We start from the raw sequence: 18,790 nt of genomic DNA on the forward strand, positions 1-18,790 counted from the left end.
AGGAATTTTAGTTGCTGGAAGAATTGTTATTATTGGAAGCCGATTTGTTTTCAGAACCTGGTTTGTCTTCTTCTTTTACTGCATCTTTAAATTCCTTGATTCCTGAACCAACTCCTCTCATTAATTCAGGGATTTTCTTTCCTCCGAAAAGTAATACCAAAAGTATTGCTACGATAAGGATGTGCTGCCAAGATAAGGCAAGTATTGTTAGTGTATTCATCTCTTAAAATTTTTACAAAGTTACACTTTTTTTAATATGAAATCCAACCTAATGGATCAACTGGTGTACTTCCGTTCCATACTTGGAAATCAAGCGTATAAGCACCATCAAAATCCTGAGCTATCGTACCTACCGGAGTTCCTGATGAAACCTGTTGCCCTTTGGAAACACTTACATTTCCTAAGTTGGAATAAATGGTAAAATAACTTCCGTGTTTGATGATAACGGTCTTGGTTCCGTCATTATTAGCCAGTACCGAAGATACTGATCCCGGGAACACCGATTTTGCACGTGCACCTGAAGGAACAGAAATTTTGATCCCGTTGTTTTCTTCAGTAATATTTTTGAAAACCGGGTGTGGCTGTCTTCCGAAACGGTGAGTGATTTGTCCGGCTCTGTCTGCAGGATAGCCTAATCTACCTCTGTTATCTGCAAAACTGCTTCCTGTAGCGGTGGAAACTCCGTAGCTTGTCATGGCTTTGCTCTCTGCTGCCTTTTTCTCTTCTTCTTTTCTTTTCGTAAGCGCTGCTTCTGCTGCTCTTGCGGCAGCTAATTTATCTGCAGCTTCTTTAGCTCTTGCATTGGCTTCGTCTGAAGCTTTTTTAGCGGCTACTCTTCTGGCTTCATCTCTTGCATTAGCTTCGGCTCTCGCGGCATCTTCATTACGCTTCCTTTCTTCTTCAGCTCTTTTTGCAGCAAGTTCTGCAGCTCTCTTGGCTTCTGCTTCTGCAAGTCTTCTTTCTCTTTCAAGGGCTTCTGCTCTTGCTTTCGCTTCCGCTTCAATTCTTGCTTTTTCTCTTTCAGCAGCCAGTTTTGCCAAACGTATTTTTTCTGCTTCTGCCTTTCTTCTGGCTTCTTCTTCTGCTTTTGCAATTCTGATCTCTTCTGCAATAATAGCTCTGATCTGTCCTTCCAATGCTTTAGACTGAACTTGTTTTTGCTTAAGTTCAGCAGTCAGCTTGGATTCGTTTTTCTTGAATTCAGCTACCAACTGTTCTTTTTGAGCTCTTTCAGCATTGATGGTTGCCAGGTCTTTCTGCTGGTTAATCAAAAGGGATTCTTTCGCTTTTACAGAATTTTGCTTTTGGGCAATGGTCTTTTTGATGAGATTGGCAGCATTTGTGATTTCAGCTGCTTTTTTATCCTGGTAGTCTGAGTATTGTTTCAGATACTGAACTCTTCGTATGGCTTCTCCTAAATTTTTAGCAGAAAGAATAAAAGTTACTTTGTTCTGTACTCCTTTGTTTTTATAAGCATTCACCAAAACTTCAGCATAGTTTTTTCTCAAAACTGCCAGTTCTTTATTCTGACGGTTGATTTCCAGCTGACGTAAGTAGATATCATCCTCAATGAATCTTTTTTCTTTCTGCGTATTATTGTAAACCTTTTCTCTTAATACCAATTTTTGATTGACATTGGAAAGGTAGGCTACGGAAAGTTTAGATTCACTTCTGGTTTTGGCTAAATCGGTATTTATTTGTGCAATTTGTTTTTTAAGTTCGGCATTCTGCTTCTGCAGTTGTTCTTTGGTCTGCTGTCCCTGGTGCAGTCCGAACATCAAAACACCTATTAAAAAGCTAAATTTTCTAATCATTTAATCTCAATTTTCTTATAACTGGATGGTACAGAATAAGGTGTTTCCATCCTCGAAAAGTCAAATTTCGTGTTTTCCAGTAAAATCTGACTAGATTTTGAGCCTTTTATAATTATTTTAACATTTTTCGGAAGGCGTATTCCTTCGTATTCATTCCAGTCACTATAAGAAACATCGAGTTCGTCTGATGACAGAATATCTTTTAAATTCACGGCTAACAAATCGTAATTGGTGTCATATTGGAGAGCCACTTTATACTCCCTGTTTTTTTCATCCGTTACGATTTTCTGGTTCGTATTGGAAACCATTTTAAAACCCTGAGCATTTTGAGTAAGGTCAAATTGTCTGTCGTTAATCTTTACGAAAGTTCTCCCCAGTAGGATCTTTTCCAATGATTTATAATCAATGAAATTAACGTTCAGCAGATTATTAAGATAGTCAAAATCGGAATCTATATAGGTTTTATTGATTTTATCCTGACCTTTTATTCCTTCCGGAGTGGCAATACCGCGGGCGGCATTGATGAACAAAGCTCTCAGGTTCATCCACACCTTTTTATCATTTTCAATATAGATGGTTGCGTCCAGTGTAGGAACATAGCTTCCTGTTTCTACTTTTACCTTGCTGTCTATTTTGATTTGTTCAAATTTGGGTGGGATCAATACATGTTCATAAAAAGTGAGTTTGTCTCTCACCGGTTCATTAACATCTTTTGGATTTCCATTATCTATATTTTTTGCACCATTAATGCTATCCCGTGTATGATCAGTATCACTTTGCGCAGTATTACGGGTCTTACAGGATGATAAGGCAAGAAGCAATAAAAGAAATGGGATCCAGTTTTTCATGTATTTATCTTTTAATTAAAAAATACGTTGCAATATTAACGCCAAACCACACAAAACATTTTGTGTGGCCTGATGATATGATGTTTAAATAAAAATATTTCCTATTCTTATTTAGATAAAAAATCTAAAACGGAATAATCACCTAAAGATATTTCTCTGGCAACCCCAAAATACTGTGCGGAATTACCGATCATAGAATTAGAAAGGTTCCCGTGATTAATTCTTGTGTTTTCCTGAATCAGAGAGTTTTCAATATTAGAATTCACAACAGTTGTGTTGTTTCCTAAAGAAACGCCAGGTCCTACTTTTGAATTGGAGATTTTTACATTTTCTCCAATAAAGCAAGGCTGAATAATCAAAGAATTTTCAATCACAGCGGAAGCAGGATAGTGAGTCATTGCTTCTCTTTCATATTCAAGGATTTTGCTGTTGGTCTCTACTGTAGCATTTTTGTTACCGCAATCCATCCAGTCGTTTACTTTTCCAAGGGTAAACTTGGCACCTTTAGCTCTGAGGTTTTCAAGAGCGGTTGTTAATTGGTATTCGCCGCCGTTTTTAATATCATTATCCATGATATAATTGATTTCTTCCATCAGCTTTTCGGCACTGTTGAAATAATAGATACCAATGATAGCAAGATCTGAAACGTAAGTCGTTGGTTTTTCAACAAAGTCGGTAATGAAACCGTAATTATCCAGTTTTACGACTCCGAACGCTGATGGATCTTCAACACTTTTCACCCAGATTACACCGTCAGAATTTTTGTCCAACTGGAAATCTGCACGGAAAAGAGTATCTGCAAAGGCGATAACGATATCTCCCTGCATAGATTGTTCCGCACATTTGATGGCGTGAGCAGTTCCAAGAGGATCGTTCTGATAATATATACTTCCTTTTGCTCCCAGCTTTTCAGCAATCTGAATAAGGGATCTTTCGATCTCAGGGCCAAAATCTCCGATGATAAAAGCTACCTCTTCAATGTTTTCTCCTGCAACTTTAGCAATATCTTCCACTAATCTCTGTACGATAGGTTTTCCTGCAATAGGAATAAGAGGTTTTGGAACTGTCAGTGTATGTGGACGTAATCTGGAACCACGTCCAGCCATAGGGACAATAATTTTCATAAATTATATGTATAAAAGATGTTTTTATTAGTTGTTTTTTGATATTTAGGTTAAAGATAATAATTAAAACCTTTAAGGGATTATGATTTATATCTTTTTAAATAATTGTTTAAATTAACAACAGGTTTGTTTACAAGCAAAATAAAGACCAAAGTTTAAGATCTTTTTATGATTTTGGATACTATTGCTTTTTCTTTGAATACTATCAAAGCCAGGAATAAAAGGAGGAATAGATTACCTACCATATAATTAGTTCTGAAATAATAGAAAGAGACCAATGAACAAACAATGGTGAATCCCAGATAAATCAATATTTTACCTATATTATAATGAATAGGATACTGCCTTTGTCCCCATACATAGGAAATGATCATCATAGACATAAAGGTAATCAGTGCTGCTATGGCACTTGCCCAATATCCATATTGAGGAATGAACAAGAAGTTGATAAGAATGGTGATACATGCTCCTATAACAGAAATATATAAGCCAACCCTTGTCTGATCTGATAGCTTATACCATATAGAAAGATTAAGGTAGATTCCCAGAAACAGAGCTCCAAGCATGATAAATGGAATGATTTCAATTCCCTCATAGTAGAGAGGGTTCCTTAAATATTTTTCAGAAATCCATTGAAGATTTACCATAAGTCCCATATAAATGATGCAGCTGCATACCACAAAAATATCCATCAATACGGCATAGGTCTTGTGAGAATCCTTGTTCTTGAAACTTGAAAAAAAGTAAGGTTCAATACCCAATTGATAGGCCTGTCTGAACACAGTAATAAAGGTAGCAATCTTGTAAACGGCTCCATATACTCCAATCTGATGACGGGCTTCTTCTTCAGGAAGGAGGTATTTTAAGAATTGTCGGTCTAATGTCTGATTTACAATACCAGCCAGTCCTGCAATCATTACCGGCCAGGAATAGTTCATGATTCTTTTCCACAGTCCGAAATCGAATTTGGATATACTGAAGCTGAAGAATTCTTTTCCTACAATCAAAAGGGTGATAATACTTTGGATGAGATTGGCAACGAAAACATATCCGACTCCGAAGTCAGGATTATATTTTAACCCAAGTACTTCCTCAGGATGTTTAGGAAGCCATCTGATGAAGAATAAAACCAGTAAAAAGTAAACCAGGGAGCCGGCTACCTTGGAAAGCATATATTTGAAGGGTTTTCCTTGTAACCTCAATATAGCAGATGGGATGGTGGAAAATGCATCCAATGAGAGAATAAATAAGAATATGATTAGAAAATTGACCTGATCAGGAGTTTCAAAAGCTTCAGCAAGCTGAAATCTGAATACATATCCCAGAATAAGGTAAATTAACCCCATACTGATGATACTCACTGAGCAGGTTGAAATCAATGTTTTTTTGTCAATGTTATCCTCTTGTGCAAATCGGAAGAAAGAAGTTTCCATCCCATGTGTAAGCAATACCGTAATTACACCTGCAATGGAATACCAGTCTACAAACGGTGACGAAGCAGCTGGTCCGAAAGCCTTTGTAACGATGGGTGCAATGATAAATGGAAAAATACGGACTAGTACGGAGCTAAGTCCATATACCGCTGTCTGTCCTAATAGTTTCTTATACAAAGTCGAATTTTTTTTTGCAAATGTAAAACTTTAAGCATTCGTTTTGCGATTTTGGGGTGAATTAAAACTTAAAATCTTAATTTTACAGCGAAATAAATTGAAATGAAAGTTCTTATAAAAAATGTAAATATCGTCAACGAAGGAAAAGTCTTTGAAAGCGATATCCTGATAGAAAATGATTTAATCTCTAAAATAGCTGCCGGCATTTCTGAAGACGCGGATCAGATTATTGATGGATCAGGTAAATATCTTCTTCCCGGGGTAATAGATGATCAGGTGCATTTCCGTGAGCCTGGACTTACTCATAAAGGCGATATTGAGAGCGAGTCAAGAGCAGCCATTGCCGGAGGGATCACCAGTTTTATTGATCAGCCGAATACTGTTCCAAACGCTGTTACCCAGGAGCTATTGGCAGACAAGTATGAGATTGCTTCCCAAAAAGCATATGCCAACTATGGTTTTATGATGGGAGGAACGAATGATAATCTTGAGGAAGTTTTGAAAACGAACCCTAGAAATGTTCCGGGAATCAAGTTATTTTTAGGATCATCTACAGGAAATATGCTGGTTGATAATCCTGAAACTCTGGAAAACATTTTCAGTAATACCAAAATGCTGATTGCTGTGCACTGTGAGGATGAGGCTACCATCAGAGCCAATACTCAGAAATATATGGATGAATATGGAGATGATATTCCTGTAAAATTCCACCACCTGATCAGAAGTGAAGAGGCATGTTATAAATCTTCATCCAAGGCGATAGAGCTTGCGAAAAAAACAGGGGCGAGACTTCATGTTTTCCACCTTTCAACAGCAAAGGAAATGGAACTTTTCCGAAATGATATTCCTCTAAAAGACAAAAAAATCACTGCTGAGGTATGTGTTCATCATCTTACATTTACCAACGATGATTACGAAACAAGAGGTGGTCTTATCAAATGGAACCCTGCTGTAAAAACTCAAAAAGATAAAGATGCCCTTTGGGAAGCATTACTGGATGACAGAATAGATGTGATTGCTACAGACCACGCTCCGCATACGGCAGAAGAGAAGAATAATGTTTATACAAAATGTCCTTCAGGGGCACCTTTGGTGCAGCATTCATTGATTGTAATGCTTGAAAACTATAAAAACGGTAAAATATCCCTTGAGAAAATTGTTGAAAAGATGGCTCATAATCCTGCTATTCTTTTTAAAGTTGAAAAAAGAGGTTTTGTAAGGGAAGGATATAAAGCAGATCTTGTTTTGGTAGATTTAAATCAGGATTGGACGGTTTCCAAAGACAATCTACTCTACAAGTGTGGCTGGAGCCCACTGGAAGGGATGAATTTTCACTCTAAGGTTACCCATACTTTTGTCAATGGTCATTTGGTGTATAACAATGGTACAATTGCAGAAGAGAAATTTGGAGAGAGATTACTTTTTGAACCTAGAGATTAATCAGAGATTATTATAATTCAATAGAAGCGGGCTTTAGCCCGCTTTCTTATTTTAAAATCTGCCACTGGCTTCAGCCAAAACTAAGCAGGAAGATTATTAAAGATTGGCGAATGATTAGCTGGACACTCTTTTAAGTTTCAAGATATTTTAAATTTATGTAGCTTCGCGCAAAAAATAATTAATACCTATGTACAAGCTCTTTTTATTGCTATTTCTATCAATTTCTTTGCAATTTAGTTCACAAATAAATACAGAATTACTTTCAAATTCGTCATGGACAAGTATAAAATCCAGCATGTTAGATGGAAGCAGGGATTTATTTCAAAAACCATCCAGTTTTTTACTATGGAAAATTAATGGGAATAACCTTTGTGAATATATTGATCCTTGGTATTCGGAGAGGAAAAGTTGTGTGAATGTTAAGATAGAAAAAAATGTAATAAGGATAGCTGATAAGCCAATTTATGAAATTGAAAAGTTGACATCCGATTCATTAATTGTTATAGAAAAACCAGAAGGTGTTACTTTTCCTGATAAAATAAGAAAGAGATGGTTTGTAAAAACATCTGAGGTTTTGAAAGATTTTACGGATAAAGCAACTGGCGATTCGATTATAATTACTTCCCGAAACGCAATGCCATCATTAAAAAGAGGAATAAATTTTGAACTTCTTGAAAGTTATTCTAAAAAGAAATATACTCTGAATTTTGAGACAGTAGGAGAAATCAGAATTTTTCCTAAAAAACAAAAAGTTGAAGTAACAGTGGACTCTAAAAAGCAGACTAAAGATAATCAGACAGCTATTGAATTTTTCAAAACAACGCTGGAAAAAGATTATAAAGTATGGGATCTGACAGGTTTTGAGAGCTTTGAAAAAATTATTATTCCGTACTACCTCAACGTTAAATTAGAAGATGGTGATGCCGGTAGTATTGCTTTTTTTGGCAAAGTTTCTTTTGAAAAAGATGAAAAAACTGTAGTGAGAATAAAAGATAAGTTTGTGTCTGTAGAAAATTTTAATAAGGGTTTAAAAGCCATTAACAGTCAAAAATTTGATAACGCAGTTTACTTCTTCAATAAGGCTCATGAAGACGATAATACAAATACAGAAGCATTGTACAACATTGCTTCAATTGCAACAGCACAAAACAAAACAGATGTTGCTTGCACAGCATTAAAAAGATTGAAGGATCTGGAGCAAACAGAAGGAACCAAATTATACAACGAAAAATGTTCAGGAAAATAATCAATAGGAGCGGGCTTTAGCCCGCTCACTTTATATTTAACCTTCCATTGGCTTTAGGAGCCAAAACTTATTTTAATTAAAGACTGCGAATGTTCAAATCCTAGCTCATTCACCTTTTTACTTTTTCGCCTTATTTCCCATATAAAATGTCAGTTTCCCACCATTCATAATCTCAGAATGTTTTAATGTAAAGTTTTTAATCTCTTTTCCATTCAAAAGAACTTTCTGAACGTACACATTTTCCGGACTTTGGTTGATCGCTTCAATTTCAAAAGTTTTTCCGTTTTCCAGATTCAGTACAGCATGACCAATCGCCGGGCTTCCGATAGAATAGTTCTCTGATCCAGGAGCTACAGGATAGAAACCTAATGAACTCAGAATATACCATGCACTCATTTGTCCGGCATCATCATTTCCGCCCAATCCGTCCGGTGTTGCTTTATACTGCATTTCCAGAATACGGCGGATCTGTGCCTGTGCTTTCCACGGCTGTCCTGCCCAGTTATAAAAATACGCAACATGGTGAGCCGGTTCATTTCCGTGAACATATCCACCAATAATTCCTTCACGGGTAATATCTTCAGTGTCTGCAAAGAATTCATCAGGTAAATGCATGGTAAACAGTTCATCCAGTTTGGATGCAAATTTTTTCTTTCCGCCCATCATCGTGATCAGTTCATCGGGATTTTGCGGAACAAAGAAACTGTAGTTCCATGAATTTCCTTCAATAAAGCCCTGCCCATGGGTACTTAATACATCAAAATCTTTCTTAAAACTTCCATCTGCCAGACGCGGACGCATAAACCCGATGGCTTTGTCAAAGTTATTTTTCCAGTTTTCGGACCGTTTAATAAACTGATTGTAAATATCTGTTTTGTTTAAATGCTTTGCCAGTTGAGCAATCGCCCAGTCATCATAGGCATATTCTAATGTATTGGAAACTGATGTTCCATTTTTTTCAGCCGGAATATATCCAAGATCAATATACTGTCCTATACCTTCGTAATCTCTTTTTTTTGCTGTTTCTATACATGCTTTCAAAGCTTCTTCAGGATCACCCGTATAATTTCCTTTAATAATAGCATCAGCTACAACGCTTACACTATGGTAGCCGCTCATACACCAGTTGTCGTTTGCATAATGTGACCAGATAGGCAGCATTTTCATTGAGAATTGATTGTAATGAGCCATCATAGATTTTACCATGTCACCATTCCGTTTAGGCTGAATGATATTAAAGAAAGGATGAAGCGTGCGGTAAGTATCCCAAAGAGAGAAGGTTGTATAATTGGTAAAGCCATCTGCTTTATGAACATTCTGATCCAGCCCTTTATATTCTCCATTGACGTCCATATAAGTGGTGGGATTGATAAAGGTGTGGTACATTGCTGTATAGAAGTTAGTCTTTTCCGTATCAGAACCTTTGATGACAATTTTATTTAATTCCTTGTTCCAGTTGTCCTGGGTTATAGCTTTAACCTGATCAAAAGTCATATTCCCGGTTTCTTTTTCCAGATTTTCCAGAGCATTGGTCTGGCTTACCGGAGAAATGGCTAATTTTACTTCAATCGCTTCATTTTCATTGGTATCAAAATCAAAATACATTTTCAGGTTCTTTCCTGCAATCTCCGGAAAGTTTTTGTTTTGGTCGAATTTTCTCCAGAATCCTTTGTAAACCTGTTTTTCATCATAGTTTTGCTGACCGTAAGATTTAAAAGGTTTTGAAAACTTCATGGCGAAATAAACCGTTCTGGTTCTTGCCCAGCCGTTGGTCTGCCGATAACCTGTGATGGTATTTCCGTTTTCTACACGAACGTATGTCCATACATTTTTTCCGTCATAATTGTAAATGCCAGCCATCAGATCCAGAATAATGTGAGTCTGGTCAGATTTTGGGAAAGTATAACGGTGAATTCCCACTCTTGGAGTTGCTGTCAGCTCTGCCAGAATATTGTGGTCATCCAGTTTTACTTTATAATATCCGGCTTCTGCTGTTTCATTTTGATGCGAAAATCTGCTTCTGTATCCGTTTTCAGGATTAGAAGCTGTTCCGGGATTCAACTGAAGTTTTCCCACGGTAGGCATTACCAGAAAATCTCCGAGATCAGAGTGTCCTGTACCGCTGAAATGGGTAGAACTGAATCCCACAATGGTTTTGTCTTCATAACGGTAGCCGGCGCAGTATTTATACACCTCACCATTATATTTTCCATTGAGTTCATAGGAAATGGTGTCTGTTTCAGGGCTTAGCTGTACGGCACCAAAAGGAACAGTGGCTCCCGGATACGTATGTCCCATCTTTTCAGTTCCGATCTGAGGATTGACATATTGTATTAATTTTTCAAATTTTTGGGCATGAAAGTTTGCACTTAAAAATGCTAGAGAAAGAAAAACAATAGACTTGCGATTTTTCATTAATGACAATTTTTCAAAGTTTAAAATTAATTAAAATCATCATTTTCTGTTGTGTTTTAAATTAGTTAAGGGCTATTTACTCTTTTTCTGAAAAACGGAAACCTATTCCGTGAAGGTTTTCTATTACTATGTTCTGTTCTTCAGCCAGTACCTTCCTCAGCCGGGAAATAAAAACATCGAGGCTTCGTCCCATAAAATAATCATCATCACCCCAGATGGCCTTTAGAATTTCCTGCCTTTTAACCACCAGATTTTTATGGCGGATAAAATATAAAAGAAGATCAGATTCTCTTTGGGTAAGGGTAATATTGTTTTCCGCACCTTTCAGGGTGTAATTTTTTGGATCAAAATCATATTTGCCCACTTTATATTGTAGAGGGGAAGTATCCGATTTCTTAGTGCGTTTCAGAAAAACTTCAATTTTCAACATCAGTTCTTCAATACTGAACGGTTTTACCAGATAATCATCAGCTCCAATTTTAAGCCCTTTAATTCTATCTTCTTTTAAAGCTTTTGCAGAGATAAAAATAATCGGAACCTCAGCATTTTTACTGCGGATTCGCTGTGCCACCTCAAATCCGTTCATGCCAGGCATCATAATATCCAGAAGGCAGATATCAAAATCCTGGCTGTTAAATGCTTCCAACGCAGATTCTCCATCAGAATAACAGCTGATATCATAATAACTTTCCAGACTGTCTTCCACCAGAAAAGCTATTGTTTTATCATCTTCGGCATATAAAATTTTAGATTTCTCCATACTTACACATGATTAATTTGAAAACGGAAAGAAGAGCGTTGTAGTAATTCCTTTGTCTTCATTATTCTCTACAGAAATTTTCCAATGATGCTGCTGAACTACTTTTTTTACATAAAATAATCCCAGTCCGAAACCATTTACTTCTTCACTTCTTTTGGTATGTACCCGATAAAATTTTTCAAAAATATGAGGAATATTTTTAGCAGGAATTCCCATTCCGTTGTCTTTAAACTTTAAATATAAGCCTTTTGAATCTTTATAAGCTGAAATTTTAATCACAGGCTTTGTTTCACAATACTTGATGGAATTATCCAGCAGGTTGTAAATGATATTCGTAAAGTGAAATTCATCTGCCATTATCGAAGTACTGTTTTCAATATCGATTTCGATGCTGAGATCTTTATTTTTGTGCTGTATATTATCTGCAATCTCTTGAATAAAAGGTTGTAACAGGATTTTTTGAGGTTTTAATGATAGTCCGGCTGCATCGTTCTTCGCAATATTCAATATTTTTTCAATGTGGCTATTGAGCTTGTGGCTTTGATTGATGATAATGGATGTATAGGTCTGCAGTTTGGAATTATCCTGTACCAGTTCCTGTTTATTAAGCGCTTCTGATGCTAACAGGATGGAGGATAAAGGTGTTTTAAACTCATGAGTCATATTATTAATAAAATCACGCTGCAGCTCCGAGAACTTCTTCTGCTGAATGATCGTATAAATAGAATATACATACACCAAAAGGATGATGATAAGGGCAAATGTAAGGAGATACCAGAATCTTAATGAACTGATCAGGTAAGTGGTTTTATCAGGAAATCGTATGGAAAAATAGTAGATCAGATTTTTATGCTTCGGAAAATTGATCACCTTGCTGCCGGGACTTTCCTGATGGGTCGTCATATACTTCCCATATACCATTTTATCGCTGTGGCAATTGTATAATGCATACACGTAATCTGTATTGATCTGGAAACGGGTAAACTCTGTTTTCAGATAATATTCAAGAACTACGGGGTGAAATTCATTGTTGATATTAACCACATAATAATCGTTGGCAATATTCTGTACGGGATTTTCAGTGTAGGATGTCTTTCCTCCGGAAAGTTTTTCTGCGACTTCCATTAAGGCAATATTGACTTTCTGGTTAAATTTTTTGTCTTCAAGATTATAAGCCTGTATCGTCCACATCAATTGTGCTATTAAAATTCCGATAATAGCGACGAATCCAAGCGTGATAATAATATTGAGTCTTTTTATTTTCATTTCCTGAAACAATATTATCCAAAAATATCTATTTATCTTTTACTATTAACAACTCATTAACAAATGTTAGACAGCGGTTAACAAGCCGTAATCATTGTCTGCTTTACATTTGTCATATAGAAGAACATAATCAGTTTCAAATATTAAAATATATACTCATGAAAAAATTAAAAATTACAGCTCTTTTAGCCGTGTTGGCGTTCTCTCCGTTTTATGCGAATGTATTGACTACAGATGGTCCATCTATCGTAAAAATGGTTGCTGATGCTATCAAATGGAAATCAGAATCTATCGATGTAGGAAATATTCCTCAGGGTAAACCAAAATTGATCAGATTTGAATTTACAAACACAAGTTCAAAACCAATCATTATTCAGAATGTAGCTCCTTCATGCGGATGTACAACTGCTGATTACACAAAAACTCCTATCCAGCCAGGAAAAAAAGGATTTGTGGAAGCCAGCTATAACGCAGCAACAGTAGGGCCATTTATGAAGACTGTAAACGTTACTACCAGCGACAGCAAAACGCCTAAAACACTTTCTTTCAAAGGAGTGGTAGCTTCTTAATATATTGTTTTAACAAATGAAAAAATAGCCGGGTAATTATTATCAGGCTATTTTCTTTTTAAATAGTTGATCTATATTTAAGAATAATATAAGGAACAATTATTTGTAGCATTATTTATCAACCCATTTTAAAGGATTGCATTTCAATATTTAGTATTTTTAAGAAAAAATATTTTATGAGTCTATATACACAACCTATGCTGCGCGAAGGTGCACTAAAAGATAAAGTAGCGATTGTTACAGGAGGCGGAAGCGGCCTTGGAAAAGCAATGACCAAATACTTTCTTGAACTGGGTGCCAAAGTAGTGATCACTTCCAGAAATCTGGAAAAATTACAGGGAACAGCCAAGGAACTGGAAGAGGAAACAGGAGGAAAAGTGCTTTGTGTAGCTTGTGATGTAAGAAACTGGGATGAGGTGGAAGCCATGAAAGAAGCAACTCTGAAAGAATTCGGAAAGATTGATATTTTATTGAATAATGCTGCGGGAAACTTCATTTCTCCCACAGAAAAACTGACTCACTCTGCTTTTGACTCCATTCTGGATATTGTTTTAAAAGGAACGAAAAACTGTACCCTTTCAGTAGGAAAACACTGGATAGATTCTAAAACTCCGGGAACAGTACTGAATATCGTAACCACTTACGCATGGACAGGTTCCGCTTATGTTGTACCGTCTGCCTGTGCAAAAGCAGGAGTGCTGGCGATGACCAGATCATTAGCGGTAGAATGGGCAAAATATGGAATCCGTTTCAATGCCATTGCACCAGGGCCTTTCCCTACAAAAGGAGCATGGGACAGACTTCTTCCAGGGGATCTTCAGGAAAAATTCGATATGAAGAAAAAAGTTCCGTTAAGAAGAGTGGGAGAACATCAGGAGCTTGCCAACCTTGCTGCTTATCTGGTTTCCGATTATTCAGCGTATATGAATGGGGAAGTGGTAACTATTGACGGTGGAGAATGGCTTCAGGGAGCCGGAGAATTCAATATGCTTGAGGCAATTCCTAAAGAAATGTGGGATGCTTTGGAAGCAATGATTAAAGCCAAAAAATCGAATTAAATTAAACTTATATTAAAAAAACTCCCGGATGTGTAACAAATCCGGGAGTTTTTTTTACCTATACACTAAATAATACTTTTCAAATGAATTTTAAACTTCCAACCCTTGTTTCGACGCTTGCAGTTGTCCTCTTTTCAGGATCTGCATATGCACAGCAGACTCCGAAATATGATTATGTAGAAGCATTTAAGCCGTTCTTTTATCCGCAGACAGGCACAGCTACCCGTTCTGCAAGCGGACAGCCGGGACATGCTTACTGGCAGAATTCAGCAGATTATCATTTGAACGTCAGCCTGAATGAAGATAAAAAAGAAATTACCGGTACAGCGCAGATTATCTATACCAACAACAGTCCTGATAAATTAGGCTTTCTCTGGCTGCAGCTGGATCAGAATCTGTTTGCAAAAGATTCAAGAGGAAATGGTGTAGTGCCGCTATCCGGGAGCAGAAACGGAGCTCATGGTGAAGAATTTAACGGTGGATATACCATTAAATCAGTCAAACTGGATGGTAAGAAAGATGTAAAATACACCATTACCGATACAAGAATGCAGATTGATCTTCCCAAAGAGCTGAAAGCCAATGGAGGTGTGGCAAAGATAGAAATAGAATATTCTTTTATTTCTCCTGAGTATGGTTCAGACAGAATGGGAGTTCAGGATACTAAAAACGGTAAAATATTTACCATCGCACAGTGGTATCCGAGAATGTGCGTATATGATGATGTGATGGGCTGGAATACACTTCCTTACCTTGGAGCTTCAGAGTTTTATTTAGAATATGGAAATATTACAGCCAATATTACTGTTCCTGCCAGTCATTATGTCGTAGCATCCGGAGAACTTCTGAATGAGAAAGAAGTGTACAGCAAAGAAGAAATCAACAGATGGAATGAGGCAAGAAACAGTGATAAAACGGTAATGATCCGTCCGGAATCTGAAATCGGTAAAAATAAAACTTCAGGAACAAAGACCTGGAAATTTAAAATTAATCAGACAAGAGATTTTGCATGGGCATCTTCTGCCGGATTTATTTTAGATGCTGCAAAAATCAATTTATCCAGTGGAAAGAAATCTTTAGCTATTTCTGCTTATCCAGTAGAAAGTGCCGGTGAAAAAGCATGGGGAAGATCTACAGAATATACGAAAGCGGCCATAGAGCATTATTCAAAAAAGTGGTATGAATACACCTATCCGGCTGCAACCAATGTAGCAGGAAATGAAGGTGGAATGGAATATCCGGGAATTGTTTTCTGTCATATGGATTCCAAAGGGGAAGATCTTTGGGGTGTTACAGACCACGAGTTCGGACACAACTGGTTCCCTATGATCGTAGGATCTAATGAAAGATTATTTGCATGGATGGATGAAGGATTTAATACTTTTATCAACGGACTTTCCACCGAAGCTTTTAATAAAGGAGAATATTACCGTAAACCGAATCTGGCAAGATCAGGAATGTATTTGCTGACTGACAGTCTGGAGCCTGTAATGGTAGGACCTGATAATATGAAAGAAAGAAGTATCGGAGCGTTGGCTTACTATAAACCGGGTACAGGTTTAGATGTTTTAAGAGAAGCAATTCTGGGACCTGAAAAGTTTGACAAAGCATTCAGAACCTATATAGATCGTTGGGCATTCAAACATCCGACGCCATGGGATTTCTTCCATACGATGGAAAACGTTTCCGGAGAAGAACTGAACTGGTTCTGGAGAGGATGGTTCTTTAATAAATGGAAAATTGATCAGGCTGTTAAAAACGTAAAATATGTCAACGGAGACTTTAAAAACGGCGTTCAGATTACGGTTGAAAATATTGGCCAGCTGCCAATGCCAACAATTGTACAGATCAAATTCAAAGACGGAACGGCACAGACTGTAAAAATTCCTGTTGAGGTCTGGAAGAGAAATACTGAATGGACATTCAAAGTAGATTCTAAAAAGGAAATAAACGAAGTAAAACTGGATCCGGATTCTGTTGTTCCGGATGTCAATCTGGAAAACAACAGTAAAACGCCGGCGTAGAAAGGTTGAATCTATTTAAATTGGCGACTACCTACAATTTTATGCCATTGTCATTCTGACGAAGTAAGAATCTCATGTAAAACCTGGATTCTTCATTTCACTGCGTACATTCAGAATGACAGAGTCATAATAATGGAGCAAAGATGGAATCAATACAATTGATTCTTTCTAAGCGTAAGCATATCCATGCAGCTTCGTCAGCAACTTTGTTGCTTTCTTAGCTTCCTTAAAAATAATAATAGTTAATATGATCTTTGCGTCTATAAAATAAATATTTGCTATATATATACAAAAGCCTGAGCTTACCACTGTAAGTTCAGGCTTTTTATTTTTTTAGGGTGTTTTTCCTGAACAAGTAGAGGTGTTCTCCTGAAATGTTTTGAAGGCCGGTTATCTAATTTTGTCCCACAATATTAATCAAAAACAAAAAACATGGAAACATTAAAATCAGTGCTTGAAGCAAGCCACGCCAAAAAAACAAAAAATGAGTTAATCGACCTTTTATCGGGAGTAGAAAAAGTACTGACTCCGGCAGTCTATGAAAAAGTATCAGGAATTGAAACCTCAGAACTGAGTTCATTGACGAATAAGGAATTATTAGCAATTGTAGACGAGTTCAAAAAGAATTATGATGAAAAGTGGGAAAAATCTTTTTCCGGTGCCTCTTCTGAGATCATGAAACTGATTGCCGGTAAAATGGCTGCTGATGAAGAGATCTTCAGAACTTCAGATGCTGCCAATGCAGATTTTGCAGCAGAATTGGGAAGCATCGACTTTGCAACAATTATTGGCGGACCTTTGGATGCTTGTGTAAAAGCGCAGTCCAATGCCTCAATTGCCACCGTTAATTTCATCAACGAAGTCGGTTTCGAACTTACAGATCCGGCCAATGCTGCCAGTCCTAAAAAACTGAGAATGGCAGAATTCAAATACAAAAAAAATATTCCGAACCCGGATTTTAAAGAAGATGAGCCGGTAAGTGCCACCAACCCTAAAACGATTCCGAACGATGTGGAAATTTCAGTGCCGTTTATTGCATTGCTGAATGTACCAAGCTTCAGAATTGAAACCTGTGAAGTAGACTTTAATGTGAAACTTAATTCTACATACACAAAAGACGTAAGTGATGAATTCGGGATCAATGCCGGAGTATCCGGTGGATGGGGACCTGTGAAATTCAAAGTGGATGTCTCCTATAAGAGAACTTCCAGTACAGGAATTAAAGTGGAAAAGGAATATTCTCTTGGGGTAAAAGTGCGTGCAACCAATGACGAAATGCCTGCAGGGCTTGAAAAAGTGCTTGGACTTCTTTCACAATAATTAGATTTTACGAAAGATGATAAAACTATCAGATTACCTGGATTATCTCAACAACGAGATAATTCAGGCTCGTAAAAAAGCAGACGAAAATGCGGTTCTTATTGCCAAAGAATATGCCCGCCATGAATACCTTAAGTATTTCAAGGTTCCGCGCTATGCTCTGCCAAGTGTAAAGATGGACATTCCGATTAAAATTACGGATATCGATTCAGATTCCAAATATAATTTCAAACTGAATCAGGATCAGTTTGTGACAGAAATAAATGAAAGAATCCGTCTGGTGAATAGAGAGAAGAAATTTAATATTCCCGAAATCAGCAAGAGACAGCTTCAGACTGAAGAATTCAAAACCCTGTTCAGTAAACTGGAAAAAAATGATCAGAAATTCGGGCAGCTCCCAGCCAATGAAGTGCTCAAACTGGATCTCAGAAATAAAATGCAGCTTTTAAATTCAGGGATCTTCAGACCGCAGGAAGGAACAGAAGAAGAAACCGATGAACTGAAAGAAATTTTTTCAAAAGTTCTGCTGAATAAATATACGCTGGTGAATGCAAAGTTGAACAGCATTTACATAGATCCCAATACAAGCGCAGTAGAAGATAAAGATAAACTATTCATCAATCTTCATGTGGAAATGGAGGAGGAAGGAATCAGGATTGTTTCCTACAAAGATAAAGACGGTAACGAAATAGAACAGATAACTTTTGAGTAATGCAGGAACTTATTCACTTTACGGTACAGAAAATCAAAGAACTGCTGGAACAGTTCAATGAAGTTCAGGCTTTATACCTGTCAAAATCATTTGACTTTGATGCACGGTTCGATGTATTTCTCAACGAGGTTCTGGAGTATTTCCGTACCAAAGGAAATACCAGCCATGAATCTGAAGTGCTGAAGATAATGAATATGATTTCTACCGTTAAAAGAGGCTTTAATCCTATTAAAATGGAGAAAATAATGACAGGAAGAAGAGAAATGCTCGCAGGATTCTCATTTAACGGAATGGAAAGTATTTATGATATCCTGATGGAAATATATGCCAGGGAGAATAAAAAACTTGAGGAGGCGGAAGAACTTATTTCAGGAATCATTGTCTCATTATATCAAAATGGTATTCTGGATGATGAAAAGCTGAAGGACATGAACTCCGTTCCGAAAATTGAACGTTTCTGGACTTCACTGGCTGAACAGAATACAGCGATATCCGGGATTAATAAGAAACTCAGACTGACCATTATTCCGGAGGATATTTTTCTTATTCTCGAAAAGATATTTCTGAAATTAATTTAAAAAAGA

General features: G+C 37.0%; 16 protein-coding genes. 8 read left to right on the forward strand and 8 right to left on the reverse strand.

From position 1 onward, the window contains the following. Window positions 1-7 precede the first annotated feature (7 nt). The 5 genes from DEU40_RS15290 to DEU40_RS15310 form a co-directional block, all read right to left on the reverse strand. Entirely contained in the window at window positions 8-220 is a 213-nt protein-coding gene (locus DEU40_RS15290) for a twin-arginine translocase TatA/TatE family subunit (RefSeq protein ID WP_076596910.1), read from the reverse strand. Between the two features lie 31 nt (window positions 221-251). Then, window positions 252-1,814: a peptidoglycan DD-metalloendopeptidase family protein gene (locus tag DEU40_RS15295; RefSeq protein ID WP_110010642.1), complete on the reverse strand. Its 1,563-nt coding sequence runs from the start codon at window positions 1,812-1,814 to the stop codon at window positions 252-254. Then, window positions 1,811-2,662 (reverse strand): DUF4292 domain-containing protein, encoded by an 852-nt coding sequence (locus DEU40_RS15300; RefSeq protein WP_110010643.1) that lies wholly within the window; start codon window positions 2,660-2,662, stop codon window positions 1,811-1,813. The genes DEU40_RS15295 and DEU40_RS15300 overlap by 4 nt, the downstream gene beginning before the upstream one ends. Window positions 2,663-2,769: 107 nt before the next feature. Next, window positions 2,770-3,786 carry a sugar phosphate nucleotidyltransferase gene (locus DEU40_RS15305; protein WP_110010644.1) on the reverse strand — a complete coding sequence of 339 codons (1,017 nt, stop codon included), beginning with the start codon at window positions 3,784-3,786 and terminating at the stop codon, window positions 2,770-2,772. Window positions 3,787-3,941: 155 nt separating this feature from the next. After that, the gene (locus DEU40_RS15310; RefSeq protein ID WP_110010645.1) at window positions 3,942-5,396 is read right to left on the reverse strand and encodes a lipopolysaccharide biosynthesis protein; all 1,455 of its coding nucleotides are present in this window, start codon (window positions 5,394-5,396) and stop codon (window positions 3,942-3,944) included. A gap of 102 nt (window positions 5,397-5,498) precedes the next feature. Here DEU40_RS15310 and DEU40_RS15315 point away from each other — a divergent pair, with 102 nt between their 5' ends. Further along, on the forward strand, window positions 5,499-6,836 hold the full coding sequence (locus tag DEU40_RS15315) for a dihydroorotase (RefSeq protein WP_110010646.1): 1,338 nt from the start codon (window positions 5,499-5,501) through the stop codon (window positions 6,834-6,836). Window positions 6,837-7,023: 187 nt separating this feature from the next. Next, entirely contained in the window at window positions 7,024-8,082 is a 1,059-nt protein-coding gene (locus DEU40_RS15320; RefSeq protein ID WP_146207870.1) for a hypothetical protein, read from the forward strand. Between the two features lie 117 nt (window positions 8,083-8,199). Here the strand turns inward: DEU40_RS15320 and DEU40_RS15325 are convergent, their stop codons facing one another. The 3 genes from DEU40_RS15325 to DEU40_RS15335 form a co-directional block, all read right to left on the reverse strand. Beyond that, window positions 8,200-10,497 (reverse strand): GH92 family glycosyl hydrolase, encoded by a 2,298-nt coding sequence (locus tag DEU40_RS15325; RefSeq protein ID WP_110010648.1) that lies wholly within the window; start codon window positions 10,495-10,497, stop codon window positions 8,200-8,202. Between the two features lie 76 nt (window positions 10,498-10,573). After that, window positions 10,574-11,257, reverse strand: coding sequence for a response regulator transcription factor (locus DEU40_RS15330; protein WP_110010649.1), 684 nt, complete (start codon window positions 11,255-11,257; stop codon window positions 10,574-10,576). Window positions 11,258-11,269: 12 nt separating this feature from the next. Then, on the reverse strand, window positions 11,270-12,523 hold the full coding sequence (locus DEU40_RS15335) for a sensor histidine kinase (protein ID WP_110010650.1): 1,254 nt from the start codon (window positions 12,521-12,523) through the stop codon (window positions 11,270-11,272). Between the two features lie 158 nt (window positions 12,524-12,681). Here DEU40_RS15335 and DEU40_RS15340 point away from each other — a divergent pair, with 158 nt between their 5' ends. The 6 genes from DEU40_RS15340 (at window position 12,682) to DEU40_RS15365 (ending at window position 18,784) form a co-directional block, all read left to right on the forward strand. Beyond that, complete coding sequence (locus tag DEU40_RS15340; RefSeq protein WP_110010651.1) at window positions 12,682-13,092, forward strand: DUF1573 domain-containing protein; 411 nt, start codon at window positions 12,682-12,684, stop codon at window positions 13,090-13,092. A 176-nt stretch (window positions 13,093-13,268) separates the two neighbouring features. Beyond that, window positions 13,269-14,150, forward strand: a complete 882-nt coding sequence (locus tag DEU40_RS15345; protein ID WP_034695744.1) for an SDR family oxidoreductase — start codon at window positions 13,269-13,271, stop codon at window positions 14,148-14,150. Window positions 14,151-14,233: 83 nt separating this feature from the next. Then, the gene (locus DEU40_RS15350; protein ID WP_110010652.1) at window positions 14,234-16,174 is read left to right on the forward strand and encodes a M1 family metallopeptidase; all 1,941 of its coding nucleotides are present in this window, start codon (window positions 14,234-14,236) and stop codon (window positions 16,172-16,174) included. Window positions 16,175-16,606: 432 nt separating this feature from the next. Next, window positions 16,607-17,494 (forward strand): DUF2589 domain-containing protein, encoded by an 888-nt coding sequence (locus tag DEU40_RS15355; protein ID WP_228406531.1) that lies wholly within the window; start codon window positions 16,607-16,609, stop codon window positions 17,492-17,494. A 16-nt stretch (window positions 17,495-17,510) separates the two neighbouring features. Next, window positions 17,511-18,206, forward strand: a complete 696-nt coding sequence (locus DEU40_RS15360) for a hypothetical protein (RefSeq protein WP_110010653.1) — start codon at window positions 17,511-17,513, stop codon at window positions 18,204-18,206. Then, on the forward strand, window positions 18,206-18,784 hold the full coding sequence (locus DEU40_RS15365) for a hypothetical protein (protein ID WP_110010654.1): 579 nt from the start codon (window positions 18,206-18,208) through the stop codon (window positions 18,782-18,784). Before DEU40_RS15360 ends, DEU40_RS15365 begins: the two co-directional genes overlap by 1 nt. The last annotated feature ends 6 nt before the right edge of the window (window positions 18,785-18,790 follow it).

This window comes from Chryseobacterium sp. AG844 (assembly GCF_003182335.1).
Taxonomy (GTDB): domain Bacteria; phylum Bacteroidota; class Bacteroidia; order Flavobacteriales; family Weeksellaceae; genus Chryseobacterium; species Chryseobacterium cupriresistens.